Origin of the sequence: Bradyrhizobium sp. STM 3561, assembly GCF_045571455.1 — a bacterium.
Lineage (GTDB): Bacteria > Pseudomonadota > Alphaproteobacteria > Rhizobiales > Xanthobacteraceae > Bradyrhizobium > Bradyrhizobium vignae.
This window is the reverse complement of sequence record NZ_CP120695.1, coordinates 7,004,352-7,029,923: the sequence shown is the minus strand read 5'-3', so window position 1 is coordinate 7,029,923 and position 25,572 is coordinate 7,004,352. Positions and strand designations below refer to the sequence as shown.

Annotated in this window: 20 protein-coding genes; 7 read left to right on the top strand and 13 right to left on the bottom strand. The window is 64.7% G+C overall.

Annotation, left to right across the window (positions count from 1 at the left end; all coding sequences use genetic code 11):
* Positions 1–24 precede the first annotated feature (24 nt).
* Together P6U28_RS33325 and pcaF are read right to left on the bottom strand one after the other, a co-directional pair.
* Entirely contained in the window at positions 25–918 is an 894-nt protein-coding gene (locus P6U28_RS33325; protein WP_407120543.1) for a dioxygenase, read from the bottom strand.
* A gap of 129 nt (positions 919–1,047) precedes the next feature.
* The gene (gene pcaF / locus P6U28_RS33320) at positions 1,048–2,256 is read right to left on the bottom strand and encodes a 3-oxoadipyl-CoA thiolase (protein WP_407120542.1); all 1,209 of its coding nucleotides are present in this window, start codon (positions 2,254–2,256) and stop codon (positions 1,048–1,050) included.
* Positions 2,257–2,471: 215 nt separating this feature from the next.
* On the opposite strand from pcaF, the gene mutS reads away from it, so the two are divergent.
* Positions 2,472–5,210: a DNA mismatch repair protein MutS gene (gene mutS, locus P6U28_RS33315; protein ID WP_407120541.1), complete on the top strand. Its 2,739-nt coding sequence runs from the start codon at positions 2,472–2,474 to the stop codon at positions 5,208–5,210.
* An 84-nt stretch (positions 5,211–5,294) separates the two neighbouring features.
* On the opposite strand, the gene P6U28_RS33310 is transcribed toward mutS, so the two are convergent.
* The 5 genes from P6U28_RS33310 to P6U28_RS33290 all read right to left on the bottom strand — a co-directional run bounded on the left by P6U28_RS33310 (position 5,295) and on the right by P6U28_RS33290 (position 9,705).
* Complete coding sequence (locus tag P6U28_RS33310; RefSeq protein WP_407120540.1) at positions 5,295–6,101, bottom strand: hypothetical protein; 807 nt, start codon at positions 6,099–6,101, stop codon at positions 5,295–5,297.
* 206 nt (positions 6,102–6,307) lie between these two features.
* Positions 6,308–6,817 carry an OsmC family protein gene (locus tag P6U28_RS33305; protein ID WP_407120539.1) on the bottom strand — a complete coding sequence of 170 codons (510 nt, stop codon included), beginning with the start codon at positions 6,815–6,817 and terminating at the stop codon, positions 6,308–6,310.
* A 54-nt stretch (positions 6,818–6,871) separates the two neighbouring features.
* Entirely contained in the window at positions 6,872–7,657 is a 786-nt protein-coding gene (locus P6U28_RS33300; RefSeq protein ID WP_122406234.1) for an ABC transporter ATP-binding protein, read from the bottom strand.
* 4 nt (positions 7,658–7,661) lie between these two features.
* A complete protein-coding gene (locus P6U28_RS33295; protein WP_407120538.1) occupies positions 7,662–8,507 on the bottom strand; it encodes an ABC transporter permease in 846 nt (281 codons plus the stop codon).
* Between the two features lie 226 nt (positions 8,508–8,733).
* Positions 8,734–9,705, bottom strand: coding sequence for an aliphatic sulfonate ABC transporter substrate-binding protein (locus tag P6U28_RS33290; protein WP_407120537.1), 972 nt, complete (start codon positions 9,703–9,705; stop codon positions 8,734–8,736).
* A 187-nt stretch (positions 9,706–9,892) separates the two neighbouring features.
* Between P6U28_RS33290 and P6U28_RS33285 the strand changes: the two genes are divergently transcribed.
* Positions 9,893–12,682, top strand: coding sequence for a [protein-PII] uridylyltransferase (locus P6U28_RS33285; protein WP_122406237.1), 2,790 nt, complete (start codon positions 9,893–9,895; stop codon positions 12,680–12,682).
* A 113-nt stretch (positions 12,683–12,795) separates the two neighbouring features.
* Here the strand turns inward: P6U28_RS33285 and P6U28_RS33280 are convergent, their stop codons facing one another.
* Positions 12,796–13,326, bottom strand: coding sequence for a methylated-DNA--[protein]-cysteine S-methyltransferase (locus P6U28_RS33280; RefSeq protein ID WP_122406997.1), 531 nt, complete (start codon positions 13,324–13,326; stop codon positions 12,796–12,798).
* 117 nt (positions 13,327–13,443) lie between these two features.
* Here P6U28_RS33280 and P6U28_RS33275 point away from each other — a divergent pair, with 117 nt between their 5' ends.
* The 3 genes from P6U28_RS33275 to P6U28_RS33265 all read left to right on the top strand — a co-directional run bounded on the left by P6U28_RS33275 (position 13,444) and on the right by P6U28_RS33265 (position 16,570).
* Entirely contained in the window at positions 13,444–13,782 is a 339-nt protein-coding gene (locus tag P6U28_RS33275; RefSeq protein WP_407120536.1) for a DUF1304 domain-containing protein, read from the top strand.
* 134 nt (positions 13,783–13,916) lie between these two features.
* On the top strand, positions 13,917–15,143 hold the full coding sequence (locus P6U28_RS33270) for an ABC transporter substrate-binding protein (protein WP_129142299.1): 1,227 nt from the start codon (positions 13,917–13,919) through the stop codon (positions 15,141–15,143).
* Between the two features lie 200 nt (positions 15,144–15,343).
* On the top strand, positions 15,344–16,570 hold the full coding sequence (locus tag P6U28_RS33265) for an ABC transporter substrate-binding protein (RefSeq protein ID WP_407120535.1): 1,227 nt from the start codon (positions 15,344–15,346) through the stop codon (positions 16,568–16,570).
* A 118-nt stretch (positions 16,571–16,688) separates the two neighbouring features.
* Here P6U28_RS33265 and P6U28_RS33260 read toward each other — a convergent pair whose 3' ends face one another.
* A complete protein-coding gene (locus P6U28_RS33260; RefSeq protein WP_025033272.1) occupies positions 16,689–17,114 on the bottom strand; it encodes a DUF1330 domain-containing protein in 426 nt (141 codons plus the stop codon).
* A gap of 170 nt (positions 17,115–17,284) precedes the next feature.
* Here P6U28_RS33260 and P6U28_RS33255 point away from each other — a divergent pair, with 170 nt between their 5' ends.
* On the top strand, positions 17,285–19,495 hold the full coding sequence (locus P6U28_RS33255) for a transglycosylase domain-containing protein (protein WP_407120534.1): 2,211 nt from the start codon (positions 17,285–17,287) through the stop codon (positions 19,493–19,495).
* Positions 19,496–19,863: 368 nt separating this feature from the next.
* Here P6U28_RS33255 and P6U28_RS33250 read toward each other — a convergent pair whose 3' ends face one another.
* The 4 genes from P6U28_RS33250 to P6U28_RS33235 form a co-directional block, all read right to left on the bottom strand.
* Positions 19,864–20,703: a M48 family metallopeptidase gene (locus P6U28_RS33250; RefSeq protein ID WP_407120533.1), complete on the bottom strand. Its 840-nt coding sequence runs from the start codon at positions 20,701–20,703 to the stop codon at positions 19,864–19,866.
* 218 nt (positions 20,704–20,921) lie between these two features.
* On the bottom strand, positions 20,922–22,250 hold the full coding sequence (locus tag P6U28_RS33245) for a polyhydroxyalkanoate depolymerase (RefSeq protein ID WP_407120532.1): 1,329 nt from the start codon (positions 22,248–22,250) through the stop codon (positions 20,922–20,924).
* A gap of 121 nt (positions 22,251–22,371) precedes the next feature.
* Positions 22,372–23,190 (bottom strand): ABC transporter permease, encoded by an 819-nt coding sequence (locus tag P6U28_RS33240; protein WP_122406244.1) that lies wholly within the window; start codon positions 23,188–23,190, stop codon positions 22,372–22,374.
* Between the two features lie 52 nt (positions 23,191–23,242).
* Positions 23,243–24,046 (bottom strand): ABC transporter ATP-binding protein, encoded by an 804-nt coding sequence (locus P6U28_RS33235; protein ID WP_129142305.1) that lies wholly within the window; start codon positions 24,044–24,046, stop codon positions 23,243–23,245.
* Positions 24,047–24,155: 109 nt separating this feature from the next.
* Here P6U28_RS33235 and P6U28_RS33230 point away from each other — a divergent pair, with 109 nt between their 5' ends.
* Positions 24,156–25,478, top strand: a complete 1,323-nt coding sequence (locus P6U28_RS33230) for an ActS/PrrB/RegB family redox-sensitive histidine kinase (RefSeq protein WP_122406999.1) — start codon at positions 24,156–24,158, stop codon at positions 25,476–25,478.
* Positions 25,479–25,572: the final 94 nt, after the last annotated feature.

Genomic DNA, 25,572 nt, shown 5'->3' with positions numbered 1-25,572 from the left:
CCCCGCGCCTGCAGCCGGCGGCTCTTACCTGATCGGCGCGCGCGGAAGTACGGCCTCCCCGGCCTCGAGCCGGTAGGTATGGTCGAGCGAATACCAGGGCACGGAGACGTCCTTCGCAGTCGGATGCGGCGTCGCGTGGCGCACGAATTTGCCGATCAGCGCCTGTGTCACGCCGAATTGCACGTCGCTGTCGATATGGGGATCGGCAGGGTCGTAGACCTGCGAGATCAGCACCTTGAATCCTGGCTTGAAAATCAGGGCGTGCAGATGGGCGGGACGATAGGGGTGGCGGCCCTGCGCCTCGAGCAGACGGCCGACCACGCCATCAGTCGGGATGGGATAGCCGACCATCATCACCGAGCGGAAGGCGAAGCGCCCGTCGGAATCAGTCGTGAACTTGCCGCGCAGGTTCATGTCGGCCTGCTCGGGGTCTTGGTTCTCGTAAAGGCCGACCGGCGAAGCATGCCAGACATCGACCTCGGCCCCGGCGACGGGCTCGCCGTCCCTGTCGACGACGCGCCCGCTGACGAACAGCGTGGCCCCCGGTGTCTCCGAGCGCACGATCGATCCGCCATTCTCGACCCGGGGCGAATTCAACCGCCAGAACGGCCCGAGCAATGATTGATCGGTCTCCGCATTGCCCTGATCGCCATTGTTGAGCAGGCACACCAGCGAGGAGACGCCGAGCGACCCCGCCATCAGCACGACTTCGTTGTGCGTGTCGGTGGTCAGCTTGCCGAGCTCGGCCACGATCGCCGTGGCATCGCGGAATTCCTTCTCGGTCAGGCGAACGTCGCGTACGAAGGCGTGCAAATGCTTGACCAGGGAGACCATGATCTGGCGCAGCCGCGGATCGGATGTCCGCTCCATCACCGCCAAGGCTGCGGCCGTGACGTCCTGCTCGCGCTCGATGATCATGGGACGGTCCTTGAAGCGACAAAAAACGCCGTCATTCCGGGGCGATGCGGAGCATCGAACCCGGAATCTCGAGATCCCGGGTTCGGTGCAAGTGCACCGCCCCGGGATGACGGTCCACTGCGTGGACCGTCAGTTCAGCTTTTCGATCGCAACGGCCACACCCTGGCCGACGCCGACGCACATGGTTGCGAGCGCGAGCTTGCCGCCGCGCTTCTCCATGCCGTGCACGGCGGTGAGCGCGAGCCGGGCGCCGCTCATGCCGAGCGGATGGCCGAGCGCGATGGCGCCGCCATGCGGATTGACGAAATCGGCATCCTCCTTGACGCCAAGCTGGCGCAGGCACGCGATGCCCTGCGAGGCGAAAGCTTCGTTTAGCTCGATCAGGTCGAAATCGCTGATCTTCTTGCCGAGACGCTCCATCAACTTCCGGGTCGCCGGCACGGGACCAATGCCCATGATGCGCGGCGGCACGCCGGCAGAGGCCAGGCCGAGGATGCGCGCCCGCGGCGTGAGGCCGTGCTTCTTCACCGCAGCTTCCGAAGCCAGGATCATCGCAGCGGCGCCGTCATTGACGCCGGAGGCGTTGCCGGCGGTGACTGTGCCGGGATTGCGAACGATCGGCTTCAACTTGGCGAGACCCTCGAGCGTGGTCTCAGGGCGAGGATGTTCGTCCTTGTCGACCGTGATCGGACCGGCTTTGCCGCCAGGAATCGTGATGGGCGTGATCTCTTCCGCGAAATAACCCGCCGCAATCGCGGCGCCGGCACGCTGCTGCGAGCGGATGGCGAAGGCATCCTGGTCGGCGCGCGAAACCTGGAATTCCTCGGCGACGTTCTCGCCGGTCTCCGGCATCGCGTCGACGCCGTACTGCGCCTTGAGCAGCGGATTGATGAAGCGCCAGCCGATCGTGGTATCGAAGATCTCGGCCGAGCGCGAGAAGGCCTCCTGCGCCTTGCCCATCACGAAAGGCGCGCGGGTCATCGACTCGACGCCGCCGGCAATCGCAAGTTCGATCTCGCCGGCGCGAATGGCGCGGCCCGCGGCACCGACGGCATCGAGGCCGGAGGCGCAGAGCCGGTTCAGGGTCTGACCGGGAACCGAGTCCGGCAGACCTGCCAGCAGCAGCGCCATACGCGCGACGTTGCGGTTGTCCTCGCCGGCCTGATTGGCGCAGCCGAAGAAGACTTCATCCACCTGCGCCCAATCGAGATTCGGATGCTTGGCCATCAGCGTCTTGATCGGGGCTGCGGCGAGATCATCGGCGCGCACCTTGGCGAGCGAGCCGCCGAAGCGGCCGATCGGGGTCCGCACCGCATCGCAGATAAAGACGTCACGCATCGTTGTTCTCCCTGGCTGCCGCGGTCCGGCCAAATTCTTCAATGTCGACGGAGTTTTAGGAGGGCGCCCGCGGCAGGTCAATTGACGGTTTCGCGTGCGATTTGCAGGGGGCTGCGGCCCGCAACGCATGCCGCGGTGCGGACAACGTGGAAAACCTCCCCTGCCCGGCCAAAGCGATAGGAGCAGGAGGCGAAATTTTGTAGGTTGCCCCGCCCATGACGTTGCAACAGCCCATCTCCGCCCCAGAACCCGAACCCACGCCAGCGCCCCAGGTGGAAGCCGCCGCGCGCGTGACGCCGATGATGGAACAGTATCTCGAGATCAAGGCGGCGCATCAGGGCCTCCTGCTGTTCTACCGGATGGGCGACTTTTACGAGCTGTTCTTCGAGGACGCCGAGATCGCCTCCAAGACGCTCGGCATCGTGCTGACCAAGCGCGGCAAGCACCAGGGCGCTGACATCCCGATGTGTGGCGTCCCGGTGGAGCGCTCCGAGGATTATTTGCATCGTCTCATCGGCGCCGGCCACCGCGTCGCGGTGTGCGAGCAGACCGAGGATCCCGCCGCAGCAAAAGCGCGCGGCAACAAGAGCGTGGTGCGCCGCGGCGTGGTGCGGCTGGTCACGCCGGGCACGCTGACCGAGGACACGCTGCTGGATGCGCGCGCCAACAATTACCTGCTCGCGATCGCGCGCGCGCGTTCGTCCGCCGGTGGCGACCGCTTCGGCCTCGCGTGGATCGACATCTCGACCGCCGAATTCATGGTGACCGAGGTTTCAGGCGGAGAGCTCGCGGCGACGCTGGCGCGCATCAACCCCAACGAGGCGATCGTCACTGACGCACTCTATAATGACATCGAGCTCGGCCAGACCTTGCGCGAGCTGCCGGCGGTGACGCCGCTGACCCGCGACGTCTTCGACGGCGCCACTGCCGAAAAGCGGCTCTGCGACTACTTTGCGGTCGCGACCATGGATGGGCTGGCGCAGCTCACCCGCTTGGAGGCCACCGCCGCGGCCGCCGCCGTCACCTATGTCGACCGCACCCAGGTCGGCAAGCATCCGCCGCTGTCGCCGCCCGCGCGCGAGGCCTCGGGCGCGACCATGGCGATCGATCCGGCCACCCGCGCCAATCTCGAGCTGACGCGGACGCTCGCCGGCGAACGCCGCGGGTCACTGCTCGACGCCATCGACTGCACTGTCACCTCTGCGGGTTCGCGCCTGCTCGCGCAGCGGCTCGCGGCACCGCTGACGGATGCACCGGCGATCGCTCGCCGGCTCGACGCGGTCAGCGTCTTCGTTGCCGATTCTGCGGCGCGCGAGGACATCCGCAGCATTTTGCGGGGCGCGCCCGACATGTCGCGCGCGCTTGCCCGACTCTCGGTCGGCCGCGGCGGACCGCGCGACCTCGCCGGCATCCGCGACGGCATCTTGGCCGCCGACCAGGCGCTGGCGCGGCTCGCCGAACTCGATCAGCCACCGCAGGAGGTCGCAGCGGTGATGGCGGCGCTGAAGCGACCATCGCGCACGCTGGCAGCCGAGTTCGCGGCAGCGCTCGATGAGCAGTTGCCGCTGATCAAGCGCGACGGCGGCTTCGTGCGCCAGGGCTATGAGCCCGCGCTCGACGAGGCGCGAAATCTGCGCGACGCCTCGCGCCTCGTCGTCGCCTCGATGCAGGCCCGCTACGCCGACGATACCGGCGTGAAGGGTCTCAAGATCCGTCACAACAACGTGCTCGGCTATTTCGTCGAGGTCACCGCACAGCACGGCGACAAGCTGATGTCAGCGCCGCTGAACGCGACCTTCATCCACCGCCAGACGCTGGCAGGACAGGTGCGCTTCACCACCTCCGAGCTCGGCGAGATCGAAGCCAAGATCGCCAATGCCGGCGATCGCGCGCTCAACCTCGAGCTCGAGATCTTCGAAAGGCTCTGCGCGAAGGCCCTCGCGATCAGCGACGATCTGCGCGCGGCGGCGCAAGGTTTTGCGCTGCTCGACGTCGCGACGTCGCTGGCCAAGCTGGCGGTCGACGAGAACTACGTCCGGCCCGAAGTCGACGGCTCCCTCGCCTTCGCGATCGAGGCCGGCCGCCATCCCGTGGTCGAGCAGGCCCTGAAGCGCAACGGCGAGCCGTTCATCGCCAATGCCTGCGACCTGTCGCCGGCGCCCGCACAACAATCCGGCCAGCTCTGGCTGCTCACCGGTCCCAACATGGCGGGTAAATCGACTTTCCTGCGCCAGAACGCGCTGATCGCCTTGATGGCTCAGATCGGCAGCTTCGTGCCGGCCACGCGTGCGCGGATCGGCATCGTCGACCGCCTGTTCTCGCGCGTCGGCGCCGCCGACGATCTTGCCCGTGGCCGCTCCACCTTCATGGTGGAGATGGTCGAGACCGCGGCGATCCTCAATCAGGCCGGCGAGCGCTCACTCGTCATCCTGGACGAGATCGGCCGCGGCACCGCGACCTTCGACGGCCTTTCGATCGCCTGGGCCGCGATCGAGCATCTGCATGAAAGCAACCGCTGCCGCACGTTGTTCGCAACGCACTATCACGAGCTCACCGCGCTCTCGGCCAAGCTGCCGCGCATGTTCAATGCGACGGTGCGCGTGAAGGAGTGGCAGGGCAATGTGGTGTTCCTGCACGAGGTGCTGCCGGGCTCGGCCGATCGCTCCTACGGCATCCAGGTGGCGAAACTCGCCGGCCTGCCGCCCGCGGTGATCACGCGCGCCAAATCCGTTCTGTCCAAGCTCGAGGCGCAGGACCGCGGCCAGACCGCGCGAGCGCTCGTGGACGACCTGCCGCTGTTCGCGGTGCCCTCACGCGCCGCCGTGGAAGCCGCGCCGCCGAGCGAGGCCGAGCTGCTGATGGAAGCCGTGAAGGCGCTGCACCCCGACGAGATGTCCCCGCGCGAGGCGCTCGACGCGCTTTATGCCCTGAAGGCGAAACTGCCGAAGCAGTGACGGTGCCGTAGGATGGGCAAAAGCGAAGCGTGCCCACGCAAGAGATGGTGGGCACGACGCGCCAAGAGCGCGCCTTTGCCCAACCTACGAAGTCGTCGCCGCCATCCGCTTCCTTCGCCCATTCCACCACAGCGTCAAATTCCACACGATGCAGGTGGCAAGCCCCAGGCTGAGGCCGATCGCGGAGCCGAAATTGGCCGCGCCGAGATGCAGCACCGCAACCGCCATGCCGAAGCCGAGCAGACCCCAGGCGGAGTTGGCAAGCACGGCGGCGGTCGGCGGACCGCCGATGCGCGGATGCAGGATCAGCATGATGCTGGAGAACACTACCGGATAGAGCGCGATGATGCCGCTGATGCGAGGACCGACCCAGCCGGAGGTCGAGACCACGATCGCGACCAGGATCGCGACCAGCGCAGCCCGCATCGGGATATCGTACCAGCGGCGCGTCACCAGCGGCATCTTCGCATGGCGATAGCCTGCGAGCAGCGGAATGCAGAGGCCGAATGCGATCAGATTGGCGGCGAGGCCCGCAGTGAGCGACCAGTCGAACTGGCGAATCATCGAGGCAAGCACGATCCACACTGCGATGGCGCTTCCACAACTCACCACGAGATTGTGCCGCTGTGATAACACGACATAGGTGAGGCACATGAAGATCGTCGCCGCATTGACCGGCAGGCTCGCCAGTGCACCCTGCGCGATGAAGGCGGCGTCATGGTCGATCGCAAGAAAGACGTAGGAGGGACCCGCCGAGACCGGCAGGGTCGCGATCAGCGCACCGATCACCGGTCCCGAGCGCTCCGTGATAATCGACGCCGTCACGACGAACGCCGCCGCAATCGCCATGCGCAGGAGCAGGAAGAGGATGAAATGGAGGTCGAGGGACATTTGGCGCGGGATATTATTGTTGAGGAATTTTCCGCGGGCTCGGTTCACCTCTCCCGGAGGGAGAGGTCGATTTGCGCAGCAAATCGGGTGAGGGCTTCAGGTCCCACGAGGGAGCGCAGCCCCTCACCCGCGCCGGAGCCTGCCATCGGGCGCGCCTTCGGCGCGACCCGGTGGGCGCGACCTCTCCCTATGGGAGAGGTGGGCGGTCACATCCGCTGCATCGAGGCCGAGACCTTCGGGCCGTTCTTGATGGTCTGGTAGACCACGCAATAGCGCTCGGTGAGCTTGAGCAGGAGATCGAGCTTGTCCTGCGGCGCTGATGTGTCGACCTCGAAGCGGAGGCGGATCTCGGCGAAGCCGACCGGGGTCTCCTTGTCGACGCCGAGCGTGCCGCGGAAATCGAGATCGCCCTCGGCATAGACGTTACCTGTTTTGAGCGGCACCTCGATCGCCGTCGCGACCGACTTCAGCGTGACGCCGGCGCAGGCAACCAGCGCCTCCAGCAGCATGTCGCCGGAGCAGAGCTCGAGGCCGGAGCCGCCGGTGGCGGGGTGCAGGCCAGCCATCGCGATGGCGCGGCCGGTCTCGACCTTGCAGGCGATGCCTTCGCCATCGGTGGAACCCTTGGCCTTCAACGTGATCAGCGCGGCCTTCGGATCGGCCTTGTAGCGCTCCTTGAGCGGAGCCTGCATCTGGCGCAGTTCGGCGGCGTCCATTGTTGTTCTCTCCCGGAAAATCGCCTTTCGATGTACCGGCTCGGGGCGAGATTGTCACCACCACATGGCCTGACCGGGACCCTGGGTTGCGTCCCGGTCGGGCACGTTGCGGTCCAGCGAACGGTCGAGTGATGTCAGGACGCTGCGCTTGAAATTCTCGAACAGCGGAGAATTGCGATCGCGTGGCCGGCCGAGACTGATCTCGATCTGATCGAACAGCCGGCCCGGCCGCGGCCGCATCACCAGCACGCGATCGGCCAGCACCACGGCCTCGTCTACGTCATGGGTGACGAGGATGAGCGTCGGCCGCGTATCCGCCCAGAGGTCGAGCAAATGATCCTGGAGATCCCTGCGGGTGAAGGCATCGAGTGCGGAGAACGGCTCGTCGAGCAGCAGCACCTCCGGCTGCGGCACCAGGGCCCGCGCGATCGCAACCCGCTGCGCCTGACCGCCGGAGAGCTCGCGCGGCCAGGCCTGCGCCTTCTCGGTGAGCCCGACGCGCTCGAGGGCGCGCGCCACCTTCTCGCGCCGCTCGATCGCAGGCAGATCGGCAAGGCCGAAGCCGATATTGTCGCCGACGCTGAGCCAAGGCAGCAGACGCGGCTCCTGGAAGATGATGCCGATCTTGGCATGGGGTGAACTGATCGCTTCGTCATCGAGCGTCACCCCGCCCGAGCTGGCACGATCGAGACCGGCGATGGCGCGCAGCAATGTCGACTTGCCGCAGCCGGAGCCGCCGATGATGGCGATGATCTCGCCTAGCCTGATCTCGGCCGAGAAGCGCGCCAGCGCCTCAACACCGTTGGGATAGGTCTTGCTGACCCGGTCGAGCACGAGCATCGTCTCAAGCTCCCTTTGCCCGCCCGAAGGCGTCCTGCCAGCGCAGGAACGGCGCGGCGGCTAGCTCGATCAGCCAGTCGGTGAGCTTGCCGAGAATGGCGAAGATCACGATCGCGACCAGGATCTGCGCGGGCTTGCCGAGCTGCTGGCCGTCGAGCAGGAGATAGCCGAGGCCTTCGGAGGCGCCGATCAATTCGGCCGCGACCACGAACATCCAGCCGAGGCCAAGACCGATGCGCAGCGAGACGACATAGGCTGGCAGCACCGCGGGCAACAGGATGCGGCGGATCATGGCGAACCCGGAGAGGCGAAAGACGCGTCCGACCTCGACGATCTTGCGATCGACCGAGAGGATGGCGCCCATCACGCCGAGATAGACCGGGAAGAACACGCCGATCGCGATCAGCGCGACCTTCGAGGTCTCGAAGATACCGAGCCAGAGGATGAACAGCGGCACCCAGGCCAGCGACGGGATCGCGCGCAGCGCCTGCACGGTCGGATCGAGCAGCCGCCGCGCCAGCGACCAATAGCCGGAGATGGCGCCCAGCAGCGTGCCCGCGACCACGCCGAAGGCGAAGCCGAGCGAGACGCGCCACAGCGTCGCGGCGATGTGGTGAACCAGCTCGCCGGAGCGGGCAAGCTCGGTGATGGTGGTGAAGATGCGAGAGGGCGGCGGCACCAGGCGCCCGTTCGACCAGCCGGACCAGACCACGAGCTCCCAGCCGAGCGCGAGCGTCAGCGGCAGCAGCACGCCCAGCATCGGCCGCGCACAACGCGACAGAAGCGACGGCGCGGCAGCACTCGCGGCTCTATCAGAAGTTTGTTGCAGAACTGGCGCGTCGGAGATCATGGCCGGTAGGAACCGCGTCTGGTCGGGGAATGCAACACTACTATTGCCGCGGCTACTGCTGCTCTCTTCCTTCTGTGGCCCCTTGTGGGGAAGGTGGCGCGACGCGCCGGATGAGGGGTTCTCTCCACTCGCAACACTGATCGTGAGGATAGATACCCCTCACCCGGCTTCGCTTTGCGAAGCCACCCTCCCCCACAAGGGGCCCACAAGGGGGAGGGTTACGACATCAATTCGTCGGCAGCAGGACCTGGTCGTCGATCAGGGCGTCCAGCGTCGCCTTCACGTCGAGCTTGGCATCGACGACACCGGCTTGCTGGAGAGCGAGGCCGGCGGCGAGAATCGATTCGCGTTGCGGCGCGCCGATGCGGCTGTGGGTCAGCTCGGTGCGCTCCTTGAGCTGCTTGTCGACGACAGCCTCGGGCAGTTTCGTGACCGCGATGAAGATCTTCTTCAGCTCGTCGTAATTCGCCAGCGAATATTTGCGCGCCTCCTCGTAGACCGCGAGGACGCGGCGTGCAATGTCGGGATAGTCCTTCAAGAACTGCTCGCGCACATTGAGGATGCCCCAGGTGTTGGCGTCGGCCTTGCGATAGAACAGTTTTGCGCCTTCCTCGACCTCCGCCTGCGCCATCATGGGATCGAGCCCGGCCCAGGCATCGACGTCGCCACGGATCAGCGCGGTCTTGCCGTCGGCATGCTGGAGCAGCACCGGGGTAATGTCCTTCTCAGTGAGGCCCGCTCCTAACAGCGCGCGCACCAGGAAGATGTGCGGATCGGTGCCGCGGGTCACGGCGACGCGCTTGCCCTTGAGGTCGGCGACGCCGGCGATCTTGGAGTCCTTGCCGGTCACCAACGCGGTCCACTCAGGACGCGAGTAGACATAGATCGAGTTGATCGGGTTGCCGTTGATGCGGGCGACCAGCGCCGCCGAGCCGGCGGTCGAGCCGAAGTCGATCGAGCCGGCGTTGAGGAACTCAAGCGCCTTGTTGGAGCCGGCCGACTGCACCCAGGTGACCGTGATACCGTCCTTGGCGAACTCTTTCTCCAGGAGCCCCTTCTGCTTCAGGACCAGCGACACCGGATTGTAGGTCGCCCAGTCGATGCGGATCTCCTTGATCGGGTCTGCCGCCTTGGCCGCGGGGGTCAATGCGAGCGCCACAGCTCCCGTCAGAAGAATACGTCGTGCAATCCCAGCCATGCTCGGCCCTCCTGAAAAACTTCATTGTTTTTCAATGAGTTATAGCTAGAGGTCAACGAGAAAATCCGCCCCTGCAAGCGCGCGGCCCGAGAACAGGTTTGCGCAAACCCGCGGCTTTCCAGCATGGAACGCCTATGCCAGAGAATGGCGGGTGACAGCGCCTCTCGCCTCTTATATCGGGTGAGACATGGACAGCGTCGCGATTGAAAAGAAGCCAGAGACGGATGACCGCTTCGACACCGCGCGGATCACCGCCGCGGTCGATGCGCTCGCCGAAAAACATGAGGGCCGCGAGGACGCGTTCCGCACGGCGATGGCGCAATTGCTCAAGGCCGAGCTGATTGCGGCGCGCGCCGCAGCCCAGGCGATCCTCTTGAAGGACCGTCACGGTCGCCGCTGCGCCGAACGGCTGTGCCACGTGCAGGACGAGATCATCCGCATCCTGTATTCGGCTGCGACCCGTCATCTCTACCGCTCGCCGATCCCGAGCGGCGCCGAGCGCATGGCGGTGGTGGCGACCGGCGGCTATGGCCGCGGCCTGATGGCGCCGGAATCGGACATCGATCTGCTCTTCATCCTGCCCTACAAGCAGACCGCCTGGGGCGAGCAGGTCGCCGAAGCCATTCTCTATTGCCTCTGGGACATGGGGTTGAAGGTCGGTCACGCCACCCGTTCGGTCGACGAATCGATCCGGCAGGCGCGCGGCGACATGACGATCCGCACTGCGATCCTGGAGACGCGCTTCCTCACCGGCGACAAGCCGCTCTATGACGAGCTGGTCGAGCGCTTCGACAAGGAAGTGGTGCAGGGCACCGCGTCGGAATTCGTCACCGCAAAGCTTGCCGAGCGCGAGGAGCGGCACCGCCGCGGCGGCCAGTCGCGCTACCTGGTCGAGCCCAACGTCAAGGACGGCAAGGGGGCCTTGCGCGACCTGCACACGCTGTTCTGGATCGCCAAATACGTCTATCGCGTGCGCGATACCCACGAGCTGGTCGGGCGCGGCGTGTTCGACGCGCAGGAATATCGCAGCTTCCGCCGCTGCGCCGATTTCCTCTGGTCGGTCCGCTGCAATCTGCATTTCTACTGCAACCGCGCCGAAGAGCGCCTCTCCTTCGACCTCCAGCGAGAGATCGCGGTGCGGCTCGGCTACACCTCGCATCCCGGCATGCAGGACGTCGAGCGATTCATGAAGCACTACTTCCTGGTCGCCAAGGAAGTCGGCAATCTCACCGCCATCCTTTGCGCCAAGCTCGAGGACCAGCAGGCCAAGCCCGCCCCCGTGCTGAGCCGGATGATGGCGCGGTTGCGACCGACCGCGGTGAAGCGGCGTGTCCCTGACAGCGACGACTTCATCGTCGACAACAACCGCATCAACGTCGCCGCACCCGACGTCTTCAAGCACGATCCGGTCAATCTGATCCGCATCTTCCGCCTCGCGCAGAAGAACAACCTCGCCTTCCACCCGGATGCGATGCGCGACGTGACGCGCTCGCTCGGCCTGATCAACGCGGGCTTGCGCGAAAATCCCGAGGCCAACCGGCTGTTCATGGAGATCCTGACCTCCGAGAATGCGGAGATCGTGCTGCGGCGGATGAACGAGACCGGCGTGCTCGGGCATTTCATCCGCGCCTTCGGCAAGATCGTCTCGATGATGCAGTTCAACATGTATCATCACTACACCGTCGACGAGCACCTGATCCGCTGCATCGGCTTCCTGCAGGACATCGAGCGCGGCGGCATCGAGGAGTTCGCGCTCGCCAGCGACCTCATGCGCAAGACCCGGCCCGAGCACCGGCCCGTGATCTACATCGCAACGCTGCTGCACGACGTCGCCAAGGGCCGGCCGGAGGATCACTCCATCGCCGGCGCCAAGGTGGCGCGGCGGCTCTGCCCGCGGCTCGGCTTCAGCCAAGCCGATACCGAGCTCGTGGCATGGCTGATCGAAGAGCATTTGACGATGTCCACGGTCGCGCAGTCGCGCGACCTCTCCGACCGCAAGACGATCGAGAATTTCGCCGCCGTGGTGCAGTCGGTCGAACAGATGAAGCTGCTGACCATCCTGACCACGGCCGACATCCGCGGCGTCGGTCCCGGCGTCTGGAACGGCTGGAAGGCGCAGCTGCTGCGCTCGCTTTATTATGAAACCGAGCCGGTGCTCACCGGCGGCTTCTCGGAGGTCGATCGCGGAAAGCGTCTCGCTGCCGCCTACGCCGAGTTCCGCATGGCCTTCGCCGAATGGCCCGCCGACGAGCTCGATGCCTATATCAGCCGGCACTATCCGGCCTACTGGCTCAAGGTCGAACTGCCGCGCAAGATACGCCATGCCCGGTTCGTCCGCTCCAGCGAGCAGGCCGGCCACAAGCTCGCGATCAACGTCGGCTTCGACGAGGTGCGCGGCGTCACCGAACTGACGATCTTCGCAGCCGACCATCCCTGGCTGCTGTCGATCATCGCAGGCGCCTGTGCCTCAGCCGGCGCCAACATCGTGGACGCCCAGATCTACACCACGACTGACGGCCGCGCGCTCGACACGATCTCGATCTCCAGGGAATACGACCGCGACGAGGACGAGGGACGGCGCGCCACGCGCATCGGCGAGATGATCGAGGACGTGCTGGAAGGCAAGCTGCGCCTGCCCGAAGCCGTGGCGCGGCGCACCGTGCGCAGCAAGGCAAGGCCCTTCGTGATCGAGCCGGAAGTGACGATCAACAACCAATGGTCCGATCGCTACACCGTGATCGAGGTCTCCGGCCTCGACCGGCCCGGCCTGCTCTACGAGCTGACCACCGCGATCTCCAAGCTCAATCTCAACATCGCCTCAGCGCATGTCGCGACCTTCGGCGAGCGCGCCCGCGACGTGTTCTACGTCACGGACCTCCTGGGCGCGCAGATCAACGCGCCGACGCGGCAGGCTGCGATCAAGAGCGCGCTGACCCATGTGATGGCCGGCGACAAGGCGGTGCAGCCGGCGGCGTGAAGCGCTCGTCATTCCGGGGCGATGCCGAGCATCGAACTATGGTGCGCAATTGCGTACCTGAGAATCTCGAGGTTCCGGATTCGCCCCGGTGGGCGCTCCGGAACGACAGGGTCCTAAGCCTCCACCCCCTCATGCCGCAGCAGCCAGCGCTTGCGCGCCAGCCCGCCGCCATACTTCACCAGCGAGCCATCTGCACCGATCAGGCGATGGCAGGGCAGCACCACGCTGATCGGATTGGAGCCGTTGGCATGGCCGACGGCACGAATCGCTTTGGGCGTGCCGATCTTTGCGGCGAGTGCACCGTAGCTCAGCGTTGTGCCAGCGGGGATTTGCGCGAGCGCGGTCCAGACCTTTTGCTGGAATGGCGTGCCGGCGGTGCGCCACGCGATCTTCGAGAGCTGACCGAGTTCGCCTTCGAAATATCCAGACAACGCCGTCCGCATACCCGCAGGCGCAGCATGATCACTCAGATCCACCGCGCCGTAATGCAGGCGCAACAGCCCGCGCATACGGTGCTCGTAATCCTCCCAGTCGAGCGCGCGCAAGACACCAGCAGCATCGGTGACGAGCAGCGCTATCCCGATCGGCGTCGTCAAGCGGTCGAGACCGAAGCTTGCAGATGTCTTGGTTGGTCGAGCGGCCATTGCCACACCATTGCGTCGAAACACTTCCATCGCACTTGCCATGCCGGCCGTGCTGACGTCCACCCGAAAGCTGATGCTTTGGGGAAGCTCACCTTGATCCTGATCGCCAATGTCCTGGTGGCGCTGGTCGCGGCGCTGCACGTCTTCTTCCTGGTCCTGGATATGTTTCTCTGGGACAAGCCGCTGGGCCTGAAAGTGTTTCGCAATACGCCTGACAAGGCCGCGATCACGAAGGTGCTGGCCGCCAATCAGGGTCTCTATAACGGCTTCCTCACTGCCGGCCTGGTCTGGGGTCTGCTCCATGGCAACCCGGTCTTCGCGTTCCAGATCAAGGTTTTCTTCCTGCTCTGCGTGATCGTGGCCGGCGCCTATGGCGCGGCGACCGTCAGCACGCGGATACTGATCGTTCAGGCGCTGCCGGCGGCGATCGCGCTGATTGCACTGTTTCTCGCCTGAGACGCTACGGCGCAGCGGCGCGATCCTTGCGCGGCGGCGAACCTTCCTCCACAATCTTCGGCAGCGATGGCGACCGTTGCGATCAACGGAGAAAGACCGTCGGCCGAAAATTCCGTCAGGAGGAACAACCCAACATGAACAATCGCAGAGCCTTCATAGCTGCCACAGCGGCGCTCGCCTTCGCGCTCTCGACCAGCCACGCCCTCGCCCAGAAGAAATACGACACCGGCGCAAGCGACACCGAGATCAAGATCGGCCAGACCGTGCCGTTCTCCGGCCCCTATTCCGTCTATGCCAATATCGGCAAGACCCAGGCCGCTTACTTCAAGATGATCAATGATCAGGGCGGCATCAACGGCCGCAAGATCAATTTGATCCAGTATGACGACGCCTATTCGCCGCCGAAGACGGTGGAGCAGGTGCGCAAGCTGGTCGAAGGCGACGAGGTGCTGTTCACGTTCCAGCTGATCGGCACTGCCGCGAACGCGGCCGTGCAGAAATATCTCAATGGCAAGAAGGTGCCGCAGCTCCTGGCCTCGACCGGCGCGGCGCGCTTCAACGATCCGCAGAATTATCCATGGACCATCGCTTATAATCCGAACTACGTATCCGAGGGACGCATCTACGCAAAATACATTCTCGCCAATCATCCCAACGCCAAGATCGGCGTGCTCTACCAGAACGACGACATGGGCCGCGACTATCTGGCCGGTCTCAAGAGCGGCCTCGGCGACAAGGCCGCCAGCATGATCGTCGGCGAGGTCTCCTACGAGGTCACCGACCCGACCGTCGACTCGCAGGTGGTCAAGCTGAGGTCGATGGGCGTCGACCTGTTCTATGATGCCTCGACGCCGAAATTCGCGGCGCAGGCGATCAAGAAACTCGCCGATCTCGGCTGGACACCCGTGCACATCCTCGACATCAACGCGAGCCCGGTGTCGGCGACGCTGAAGCCGGCCGGCCTCGACATTTCCAAGGGCATCATCTCGACGAACTACGGCAAGGATCCCGGCGATCCCCAGTGGAAGGACGATCCGGGCGTCAGGGCTTTCTTCGCCTTCATGGACAAGTATTTCCCGGAGGGTGACAAGCTCAACACCGTCAACACCTACGCCTATTCGGTCGCGGAGCTATTGGTGCAGGTCTTGAAGCAATGCGGCGACGATTTGACGCGCGAGAACGTCATGAAGCAGGCCGCCAACATCAAGGGCTTCGTACCGAGCCTGGCGCTGCCGGGCATCAAGATCACCACCGGGGCGAACGACTATCGCGTCAACAAGCAGATGCAGATGATGAAGTTCAACGGCGAACGCTGGGAGCTGTTCGGGCCGATCATCGAGGACACGGGCCCGTCGGGTTAGGCCGAGAACCGATCTCGTAGGGTGAGTTAGCCCGAGCAGATGCGCTCCGCGCATCCGCCCGTTCAACTCACCCTACAAAGGACGAGCGCACCCCGCCTTGCGTCGCAACAGCTCCTCCGCCACACTCGCGCTCAGCGATGGCATCGAAGGCGCAGTGCGCCCGCCAGACCATCTGCAATAACAAACCGAGGAAATTGCCAATGAGGAATGGAATGCTGCATTTGGCCACGGCAACGGCGCTGACCCTGGCGCTGTCGATCTCTGCGGCCAATGCCCAGAAAAAATATGATCCGGGTGCCAGCGACACCGAGATCAAGGTCGGCCAGACCGTGCCGTTCTCGGGACCGGCATCGGCCTATGCGACGATCGGCAAAGCCCAGGCCGCGTATTTCAAGATGATCAACGATCAGGGCGGCATCAACGGCCGCAAGATCAACCTGATCCAGTATGACGACGCCTATTCGCCGCCGAAAGCGGTCGAGCAGGTGCGCAAGCTCGTCGAGAGCGACGAGGTTCTCTTGACCTTCCAGATCATCGGCACGCCCTCGAACGCCGCCGTGCAGAAATATCTCAACGCTAAGAAGGTCCCGCAGCTGTTCGCGGCCACCGGTGCCTCGAAGTTCACCGATCCCAAGAACTTCCCGTGGACCATGGGCTACAATCCGAACTACTTCGTCGAGGGGCGCATCTACGGCCAGTACATTCTGAAGGAGCATCCGAACGCCAAGATCGGCGTGCTCTATCAGAATGACGACCTCGGCAAGGACTATCTGAACGGCCTCAAGGCCGGCCTCGGCGACAAGGCCGCCACGATGATCGTGACCGAAGCCTCCTACGAAGTCTCCGACCCGACCGTCGATTCGCAGATCCTCAAGATCAAGGATGCCGGCGCCGACCTGTTCTTCAGCGCGACCACGCCGAAGCAAGCGGCGCAGGCGATCAAGAAGATCGCCGAGCTCGGCTGGCACCCGGTGCAGATCGTCGACATCAACGCCACCTCGGTTGGTGCGGTGATGAAGCCGGCGGGGCTCGACGCTGCCAAGGGCGTGATCAGCGTCAACTACGGCAAGGATCCGCTCGACCCGACCTGGAAGGACGATCCCGGCATGAAGAAATATTTCGACTTCATGGCGAAGTACTATCCGGACGGCGACAAGGATTCGAACTTCAACGTCTATGGCTACGGCACCGCCCAGCTGCTCGCCCATGTGCTGCAGCAGTGCGGCGACAACCTGACGCGCGAGAACGTCATGAAGCAGGCCGCCTCGCTGAAGGACGTGGCCGGCGACACCGCCCTGCCCGGCATCAAGGCCAACACTTCACCGACTGACTACCGCGTCAACAAGCAGCTTCAGATGATGAGGTTCAACGGCGAGCGCTGGGAGCTGTTCGGCCCGATTCTGGAGGATGCGGGCCCGGCGGGTTAGTAGGTGTTCAAAACTCTGAACGGCAATCGGCGACCTTCTGGCCGCCGATTTTTTTTGAAGGGCTTCGCCCAACCGCTCGCGCCTCGGGATGACGGGGTGAGATGCGGCTTGCTGACGTCTACGTCGGTATCTCCCCAAAATTCTTCCCCACGGGCAGCACCGCGTGCCGGATCAGCCGTGAATCCTCCACCGCGGCCTGGCGGTGCTTGACCGCCTCGCGATAGACGGGATCGCGGATCATCTCGACAAAGGCGGCGACGCTGGGATATTCGGCGATGAAGCAATGGTCCCAGCGTTCCTCCTGCGGGCCGATGAGCATCAGCTCGAACTTGCCCTGCCAGACGATGCGGCCGCCGAGACGTTCGAACACCGGGCCGCTCTCACGGCCATAGGCCGCGTAGGCTTCCGCGCCGCTGGCCTTGCGGCCGTCAGGATAGGCCGCCTCCTTCCGCAAGCGCACCAAATTGAGCATGTGGATCGGGCCGGGGCGGTCGTTCTCCCGGAATTGCGCGAAGATCTCCTTGGTCGGATCGATGTGGCCCATGCGAGTTTCCCTCTTTGTTGACGCGTGCGATCCTAGCCCTGCGGCCCCGGAACCGGAACCGCGGCGGGCGAATGCCGCATCTCCTAATTGCGCGTTAACGCCGGGGTAACCCGGCCTTAAACAGCGGCCGCTAGCGTCTCGGCGGGGCGGGCTGACCGGGCGTATTGCGTATGGCGTGGGGAAAGAAGAAGGGTGCGCGGAAGGAGCCGCTGTTCGGCTTGCCCGCGGCGCTCGCCGATCTGCGCCTCACCCCGGCGGACCGCATTCCCGGCGGGGACGACAAGCCGAAGAAATCCGCAAAATCATCCGCCAACCGCAAGAGCGAGGATTCCGGCGACGAGCCGCCGCGCGAGCGCAAGCCGCCAGCCAGCCGCAGCGGCGCCAAGCGGCGCCCAAGGTCACGCGGCGGCTTCAGCCTCGGCCGCCTGGTCTATTGGGGCGCAGTGCTGAGCCTATGGGCCGTCATCGCCATAATCGGCGTCGTGATCTATGTCGGCGCTCATCTGCCGCCGATCCAGTCGCTGGAAATTCCCAAGCGCCCGCCGACGATCCAGATCGTCGGGATCGACGGCAGCATGCTGGCGCAGCGTGGCGAGATGGCCGGCGCCAATGTCGCACTGAAGGACTTGCCGCCGTATTTGCCCAAGGCGTTCATCGCCATCGAGGACCGCCGCTTCTATTCGCATTTCGGCATCGACCCCGTCGGCATCATGCGTGCCCTCGTGACCAACGTGCTCCATCGCGGCGTCTCGCAGGGTGGTTCGACGCTGACGCAGCAGCTCGCCAAAAACCTGTTCCTGACCCAGGAGCGCACCATGCAGCGCAAGCTGCAGGAGGCCGAGCTCGCGATCTGGCTGGAGCGCAAGCACTCCAAGGACGAGATCCTGGAGCTCTATCTCGACCGCGTCTATTTCGGCTCCGGCGCCTACGGCGTCGAAGCTGCCGCGCAGAAATATTTCGGCAAGTCGGCGAGGAGCGTCACCATCGCCGAGGCCGCGATGCTCGCCGGCCTCGTCAAATCGCCCTCGCGCCTTGCGCCGAACCGCAACCCCGAAGGCGCCGAAGCGCGCGCGCAAGTCGTGCTCACGGCGATGGCGGATGCGAAGTTCATCACCGAGGCGCAGGCGCAGGCCTCGATCGGCCATCCCTCCTACAATGTGAAGCCGGTCGGCGCCGGCACGATCAACTACGTCGCCGACTGGATCGGCGAAGTGCTGGACGATCTGGTCGGCCAGATCGACGAGAGCATCAAGGTCGAGACCACGATCGATCCGAAGCTGCAGAGCGTGGCGGAAGCCGCCATCATCGACGAGCTCGCCGCCAAGAGCGTGAAGTTCAATGTCAGCCAGGGCGCGCTGGTGGCGATGACGCCCGACGGCGCCGTCCGCGCCATGGTCGGCGGGCGGAACTATTCCGAGAGCCAGTACAACCGCGCGGTCACCGCCAAACGCCAGCCAGGCTCCTCGTTCAAGCCGTTCGTGTATCTCACCGCACTCGAACAGGGGCTGACGCCTGATACCGTGCGCCAGGACGCTCCGATCGAGGTCAAGGGCTGGAAACCCGAGAACTACACTCACGAATATTTCGGCGCGGTGACGCTGACGCAGGCGCTGGCGATGTCGCTCAATACGGTCGCCATCCGTCTCGGCCTCGAGGTCGGGCCAAAGAACGTGGTGCGCACCGCGCACCGGCTCGGCATCTCCTCCAAGCTCGAGCCCAATGCGTCGATCGCGCTCGGCACCTCCGAGGTCTCGGTGGTCGAGCTGGTCGGCGCCTACGCGCCGTTCGCCAATGGCGGCCTCGCGGTGACGCCGCACGTCGTCACAAGGATCAAGACGCTCAGCGGCAGGCTGCTCTACATGCGCCAGGCGGACGAGCGCAACCAGGTCATCGACCCCCGCTATGTCGGCATGATGAACACGATGATGCGGGAGACGCTGATATCGGGCACCGCCAAGAAGGCGGAGATCCCGGGTTGGCCGGCGGCCGGCAAGACCGGCACCAGCCAGGATTACCGCGACGCCTGGTTCATCGGCTACACCGCGAGCCTCGTCACCGGCGTCTGGCTCGGCAATGACGACAACTCGCCGACGAAGAAGGCGACGGGCGGCGGCCTGCCGGTCGAAGTCTGGACGCGTTTCATGAAGGCGGCGCACGAAGGCGTGCCGGTCGCGAGCTTGCCGAGCTCACCCGGCGGCTGGGGCCTGTCGAATCTCGCGCAGGCGGCCTCGCAGGTGTCGCCGCCCACGCCGGCGGGACCGCCACTCGCGAACGCTGGCGGCTATCGCCCGCCGCCTCCCACGCGCGCCAATGTGCGGCCGGAAGCTGCGGCCGGGCTCGACGGCTGGCTGATGGACCGGCTGTTCGGCGGCAATCGATAGGTTTTGCCTGAGGTCCCGGCGAGCTCAGAACAAAAACTGCGAAAACAACCCCATGCACAGTAGAACGCGGCATCAGGCGTGACGCCGGGCGGATCGTGCGAAGCGTTTGACGCGACGGGGTTAATTGGACACGCGGCGCAATCGCCGCAAAGTGTGGCGAGAATCGAGCAAGACGACCTGGATGTTGCCTCACCCTCCGCTGTCATTCCCCGCGAAGGCGGGGAATGCAGTACGCCGCGGCCTCTCGATTTGAATCACTGCGGCCTCTGGGATACTGGATCGCCGGCCTGCGCGGGCGATGACACCTCCCAAGATGCCAACAGCATGATCTTTCCGGAAAACCGCTTCGCACTTTTCCGGATCATGCTTTAGTCCTCGATCCCATACCGGTGCAGATCGTTGCCGTACGTGTCGAGCCACCTCTTGGCGCGCTCCATCGACGGGCAGACCTTGCCGCATACGCGCCAGAACCGCGCCGAGTGGTTCATCTCGACGAGATGTGCGACCTCATGGGCGGCGAGATAGTCGAGCACGAAGGGTGGCGCGAGGATCAGGCGCCAGGAGAACGACAGAGAGCCGGCAGAGGTGCAGGAACCCCAGCGGCTGGACTGGTCGCGGATCGAGAGCCGCTTGACCCTGACACCGAGCTCGGCGGCGTAGGCTTCCGCCGAGCGCTGCAAGTCGCGGCGCGCCTCGCGCTTGAGGAAGTCGCTGACGCGGCGGTCGACGTGTTCAAGGCCGCCGGCGACGCAGAGAATGCGCTCACCGCTGTCGCGCATCTCGGTCCACACCGTGCCGCGCTGGCCGGCGCGATGAACGATGCGATGGGGCGTGCCGCGCAGCGGTATCACCGTGCCTGGCTGGAAGGGTGCGGCCTTCGGCAAGCGGCCAAGGCGCGCGGCGATCCACGCGCCGTGACGCTGCGCGAAATCCTTGGCTTCGGCGAGCGTGCCGCGCGGCGGCATGGTGAGGATGGCTTCGCGATCGCTCGGATGAATTCTGAGCGTGTAGCGGCGCGCGCGGCGGTGCCGGCGCAATCGGATGGCAAAAAATTGCGATCCGTGGGTGATGACGAGGGTCTTCGGTTCGTGGGGCCGACGATAGAGGAGTGCGCGAGTGGCCATGTCTGACAGTCCGGGGGGCAGGAGAGCGCCCGGATTCTGCCATAACCGCCGCCAGGGAAAGCGCTCGGCGCAAAAACAAATCATTTGCCCAATATACAGCGGTCAGGCGTCCGGGAGGCCCTACAGACTGGGGTTGGAACCATCAATTTTCGCCCCCGCTGGATGCATGCGACACCCCCAAGGGGTGAGTAGAGACTCACTCCTACGAGGCTACCTAAATACCGCGAATCTGGAAGGAACTTGCCCCCGCTGGAAGCTCCGCCAGGGGCTGAGATTTCGACGGGAAAGCCGAAATCTGGAGGTTATTCGGCCGCAAGAGCCTGCAACGAGCTCGGATTCGAAGCCGAAACCATGAAATCGTGAATCCGCGGCACGATCTCCGACTTGAAACGCGATCCGTTGAACACGCCGTAATGTCCGACGCCCTTCTGGACGTAATGAACGCGGCGATGATCGGGAATCGCGCTACACAATGTGTGCGTAGCTTCGGTCTGACCGAGACCGGAGATGTCGTCGTTCTCGCCTTCGACCGTCATCAACGCGACGCGCTTGATCTTGGAAGGATCGACGCGGGTTCCGCGATGGGTCATCTCGCCCTTCGGCAGCGAGTGCTTCACGAAGACGGTGTCGACCGTCTGCAGGTAATACTCGGCCGAGAGATCCATCACCGCGAGATATTCGTCATAGAAGTCGCGATGCTTGTCGACGAGGTCGCCGTCGCCCTTCACCAGATTCGCGAACAGCTGCTTGTGGGCATCCATGTGCCGGTCGAGATTCATGCTGATGAAGCCGTTGAGCTGCAGGAATCCCGGATAGACGTCGCGCATCATGCCCGGATGCGGGAACGGCACCTTGGTGATGACGTGGTTGCGGAACCACTCGATACCGCGCTCCTGGGCGAGGTTGTTCACCGCGGTCGGATTGCGGCGGGTATCGATGGGTCCGCCCATCAGCGTCATCGAGGTCGGCACGAACGGATCGCGCCGTGCTTCCATGATCGAGACGGCCGCGACGACCGGCACGGAGGGCTGGCACACCGCCATCACATGGGTGTTGCCGCCGAGAATGTGCAGCATCTCGATGACATAGTCGATGTAGTCGTCGAGATCGAAGCGGCCTTCGCTCAGCGGCACCATGCGGGCATCGGCCCAGTCGGTGATGTAGACCTCATGCGCCGGCAGGAAGGCCTCGACCGTGCCGCGCAGAAGCGTCGCGTAATGGCCGGACATCGGGGCCACGATCAGTACGCGCGGCTGAGGGCTGCGCAGCGGGCGAGCGAACTTGCGGTCGAAGTAGAGCAGCTTGCAGAACGGCTTTTCCCAGACCGAGCGGATTTCGACGGGAACGCGGATGCCGTTGACCTCGGTGTCGTCGATACCCCATTCCGGCTTGCCATAGCGGCGCGTGGTGCGCTCGAACAATTCGCAGGCCGCGGCGACCGACTTGCCGACCTCGGTGCGAGCCCAGGGATTGAGGGGATTCTGAAACAGCAACTTGGTTGCGTCGGTGACCGCTCGTGCCGGATTGAGAGAGGCTTGAGCCATCTCGTACATCCAGTACATCGGCGTCGTCAGGACCGGACTGCCTTCTGCAGCCAGGGGCGGCGCGCCGCCGAACTCACCAATGGGCATCGTTATATTCCTCTTCGCATCGCAACATACTGCCGGATGCGCAATATTGCGTCAATGCATGGTTCCGTACATCTACGTAGCCGAAACGAGTAAATCAGCCTGAATCCACGGGAAAGTGACGTTATTCGCCGCTCGAGAGCAGCGAGCCGTGCCTTCTGGCGCTGCGCAATAGGGCAAGGAATGCCCCAAAAGAAGCAACCAGCAGCACCGCATTGATGGCCAACGCCTCCAGCATCAGATCGGTCCTAAAGGCGTGCTCGATCAGCAGCGCGCGCATTCCCTCGAAGGCGTAGGTCGGCGGCAACGCCCAGGCGACGTATTGCAGCCAGGCAGGGAGCACGCTGACGGGATAATAGACGCAGGCCAGCGGCAGGATGGCGAACATCAGGGTCCAGACGATGCTCTCGGCGCCGAGGCCGTTGCGCAGCACCAGGCCCGAGACGAAGATGCCGACCGACCAGCTCGTGAAGATCAGATTGCAGAAGAACGCGATCAGCGGCAGGCCGAGGGCATAGACGTTGAAGTGAAACAGGACCAGCGCGAGCAGGGTCATGGGGATGATCCCGATCGCGAGCCGGATCAGGCTCATGACCATCAGCGACAGCAGAAACTCGATCGGCTTCAGCGGACTCATCATGAGGTTGCCGATGTTGCGCGCCCACATCTCCTCCAGGAACGAGATGGAGAAGCCGAGCTGGCCGCGGAACAGGATGTCCCAGAGGATGACGGCGCCGATCAGCGTGCCGCCGGCGCGCGCGAAGAAATTGGCGTTCTCGGCGATGTAGAGCTGGAGGAAGCCCCAGGTGATGACCTGCAGTGCCGGCCAGTACAACAGCTCGAGCAGCCGCGGCCAGGACGACATGAGGAGGTACCAATAGCGCAGGATCATCGCGCCGATGCGATGGACGGATATGCCGCGGTGGAGGGAGAGTTCGGTCATGGGTGCACCGCGCAGCTCGGATGAGACCCGTTACCCCATCTACGATTGCAGCTCACCTCGCCGCCTCCTTTGCGCCGTTCACCCGGCCGCGCGCGACGTCCAGAAACACCTCCTCCAGCGTGGTGCGGTTGTAGCGGGCCATGATCGCCTCCGGTGCGTCGTCGTCCTCGATGCGACCGCGTTTCATGATGATGACGCGGTCGCAGAGCCGCTCGACCTCGAGCATGTTGTGCGAGGCCAGGAGGATGGTGGCGTTTTTGTTCCGGCGGTACCGCTCCAGATGCGCGCGCACCCAGTCGGCGGTATCAGGATCGAGCGAGGCGGTCGGCTCGTCCAGGAGCAGCAGCTCGGGCTGGTTGATCAGCGCTTTCGCCAGCGCAACGCGGGTCTTCTGCCCGGCGGAGAGCTTGCCGTTGGCGCGGTCGATGAAATCGCCGAGGTCGAGATCCTCGGCGAGCTCAGCGATGCGGTCGGCGAGATTCTTCACTGCATAGAGCTTGCCGAACACGGTGAGATTCTGCCGCACCGTGAGCCGCATCGGCATGTCGACGTAAGGGCTCTCGAAATTCATCCGCCCCAGCACGGCCGCGCTGTCCTCGGGCATCCTGTGACCGAGCACCTGGACGCGGCCGGAGGTCGGCAGTACCAGACCCATGATCATCGCGATGGTCGTGGTCTTGCCGGCGCCGTTGCCGCCGAGGAGCCCGGTAATGCTGCCGCGCGCAAGCGAAAAGGAGATGTCGTCGACGGCGCGGGTCTGCTTGTAGACCTTGACGAGGTGATCGACCGCGATTGCCGCGGGCGAAATGCGATCCGCGACAGTCGGCCGACTTGAAGCCTTGTCATTCTCGGTCATGCTGGCCGTTCTTCTGCTATTGCAGCGAAGAGCGCAAGGCTTGTAATTCCCGGCAGGTTCCGTGAGCCGCGCGTTTGTGACCTTGGAAGGCACCGCCACATTGGCCGATATGACCGAAATTGCCGATTCCGACTTCCGCCACGCGCAGCGGCATATCCGCCTCGACACCATCCTGCGGCTGCGTTGGCTGGCGGTGCTGGGCCAGCTCGCCGCGATCTTCATCGTGGCCCAGGGGCTGGAGTTCAACGTCGAGATCGTCCCCTGTGTCAGCATCATTGCGCTGTCGGCGACGCTCAATCTGGCGCTCCAGACCGCGGCCAATCCGATGCGGCGGCTGGAGCCGATGCAGGCGGCTGGCCTCCTCGCGCTGAACATCGTGGAGCTGGCAGGTCTGCTGTTCTTCACCGGCGGACTGCAGAACCCGTTCTCGTTCCTGTTCCTCGCGCCCGTGCTGATCTCGGCGACCGCGCTGCCGGCCCGCTTCACCTTCGGCCTCGGCCTGCTCGCGGTTGCCTGCGCGTCGGCGCTGTTCTTCTTCCATTTTCCACTGCCGTGGGATTCCGAAGATCCCTTGGTGCTGCCGCCGATCTATCTCGTCGGCGTCTGGCTCTCGATCGCGCTCGCGATCGGCGTGACCAGCCTCTACTCCTTCCAGGTGACCGAGGAAGCGCGCAAGCTTGCCGACGCGTTGGCCGCGACCGAGCTGGTGCTGACGCGCGAGCAGCATCTGACCCAGCTCGATGGCCTTGCTGCCGCGGCCGCGCACGAGCTCGGCACGCCGCTCGCAACCATCTTCCTGATCTCGCGCGAATTGGAGAAGACGGTGAAGGACGCGAGCATCGCCGCCGACCTGAAGACCTTGCGCGAGCAGACCCAGCGCTGCCGCGACATCTTGAGCAAGATCACCCAGCTCTCCTCCACCGGAGCACCGTTCGACCGCATGAAGCTGTCGGAGCTGATCGAGGAGGTGGTGGCGCCACACCGCGATTTCGGCGTCGAGATCAAGGTTCGGATCGCGGTGGCGGCGGCGTCCGAGCCGGTCGGCTCGCGCAATCCGGCAATCCTCTACGGTATCGGCAACATCGTCGAGAACGCAGTCGATTTCGCTCGCACCACCGTCGAGGTGAACGCCTGGTGGAACAAGGACAATATCGAGCTCGTGATCTCCGACGATGGCCCCGGCATTCCGCCCGATATCCTCAATCGGATCGGCGAGCCCTATCTGTCGCGGCGGCGCACCCAGGATGACGGCGGCGGCGAACGGCGTGGCCTCGGCCTCGGCGTGTTCATCGCGCGAACCCTGCTCGAACGCACCGGAGCCAAGGTCTCGTTTACCAACCGGATCTTTCCGGAACACGGCGCCGTGGTTCAGATCACATGGCCGAGACAGCGTTTTGAGGCTATCGAGACGCTCGAACAAACAATAGGATAGCCGCGACCTTGCGTCGCACAACGGGGCGGATCGACGATTTGCCGCCTTGGCACCGCGCGATTGCGACGCCATATGTCAATGCGCTGGAGAGAGG

What these genes read in the sequence shown, in the direction of transcription:
- P6U28_RS33325 (WP_407120543.1), bottom strand. Translation starts at nt 918, where the DNA reads ATGATCATCGAGCGCGAGCAGGACGTCACGGCCGCAGCCTTGGCGGTG.
- pcaF (WP_407120542.1), bottom strand. Translation starts at nt 2,256, where the DNA reads ATGCGTGACGTCTTTATCTGCGATGCGGTGCGGACCCCGATCGGCCGC.
- mutS (WP_407120541.1), top strand. Translation starts at nt 2,472, where the DNA reads ATGACGTTGCAACAGCCCATCTCCGCCCCAGAACCCGAACCCACGCCA.
- P6U28_RS33310 (WP_407120540.1), bottom strand. Translation starts at nt 6,101, where the DNA reads ATGTCCCTCGACCTCCATTTCATCCTCTTCCTGCTCCTGCGCATGGCG.
- P6U28_RS33305 (WP_407120539.1), bottom strand. Translation starts at nt 6,817, where the DNA reads ATGGACGCCGCCGAACTGCGCCAGATGCAGGCTCCGCTCAAGGAGCGC.
- P6U28_RS33300 (WP_122406234.1), bottom strand. Translation starts at nt 7,657, where the DNA reads ATGCTCGTGCTCGACCGGGTCAGCAAGACCTATCCCAACGGTGTTGAG.
- P6U28_RS33295 (WP_407120538.1), bottom strand. Translation starts at nt 8,507, where the DNA reads ATGATCTCCGACGCGCCAGTTCTGCAACAAACTTCTGATAGAGCCGCG.
- P6U28_RS33290 (WP_407120537.1), bottom strand. Translation starts at nt 9,705, where the DNA reads ATGGCTGGGATTGCACGACGTATTCTTCTGACGGGAGCTGTGGCGCTC.
- P6U28_RS33285 (WP_122406237.1), top strand. Translation starts at nt 9,893, where the DNA reads ATGGACAGCGTCGCGATTGAAAAGAAGCCAGAGACGGATGACCGCTTC.
- P6U28_RS33280 (WP_122406997.1), bottom strand. Translation starts at nt 13,326, where the DNA reads ATGGCCGCTCGACCAACCAAGACATCTGCAAGCTTCGGTCTCGACCGC.
- P6U28_RS33270 (WP_129142299.1), top strand. Translation starts at nt 13,917, where the DNA reads ATGAACAATCGCAGAGCCTTCATAGCTGCCACAGCGGCGCTCGCCTTC.
- P6U28_RS33265 (WP_407120535.1), top strand. Translation starts at nt 15,344, where the DNA reads ATGAGGAATGGAATGCTGCATTTGGCCACGGCAACGGCGCTGACCCTG.
- P6U28_RS33260 (WP_025033272.1), bottom strand. Translation starts at nt 17,114, where the DNA reads ATGGGCCACATCGATCCGACCAAGGAGATCTTCGCGCAATTCCGGGAG.
- P6U28_RS33255 (WP_407120534.1), top strand. Translation starts at nt 17,285, where the DNA reads ATGGCGTGGGGAAAGAAGAAGGGTGCGCGGAAGGAGCCGCTGTTCGGC.
- P6U28_RS33250 (WP_407120533.1), bottom strand. Translation starts at nt 20,703, where the DNA reads ATGATTTGTTTTTGCGCCGAGCGCTTTCCCTGGCGGCGGTTATGGCAG.
- P6U28_RS33245 (WP_407120532.1), bottom strand. Translation starts at nt 22,250, where the DNA reads ATGCCCATTGGTGAGTTCGGCGGCGCGCCGCCCCTGGCTGCAGAAGGC.
- P6U28_RS33240 (WP_122406244.1), bottom strand. Translation starts at nt 23,190, where the DNA reads ATGACCGAACTCTCCCTCCACCGCGGCATATCCGTCCATCGCATCGGC.
- P6U28_RS33235 (WP_129142305.1), bottom strand. Translation starts at nt 24,046, where the DNA reads ATGACCGAGAATGACAAGGCTTCAAGTCGGCCGACTGTCGCGGATCGC.
- P6U28_RS33230 (WP_122406999.1), top strand. Translation starts at nt 24,156, where the DNA reads ATGACCGAAATTGCCGATTCCGACTTCCGCCACGCGCAGCGGCATATC.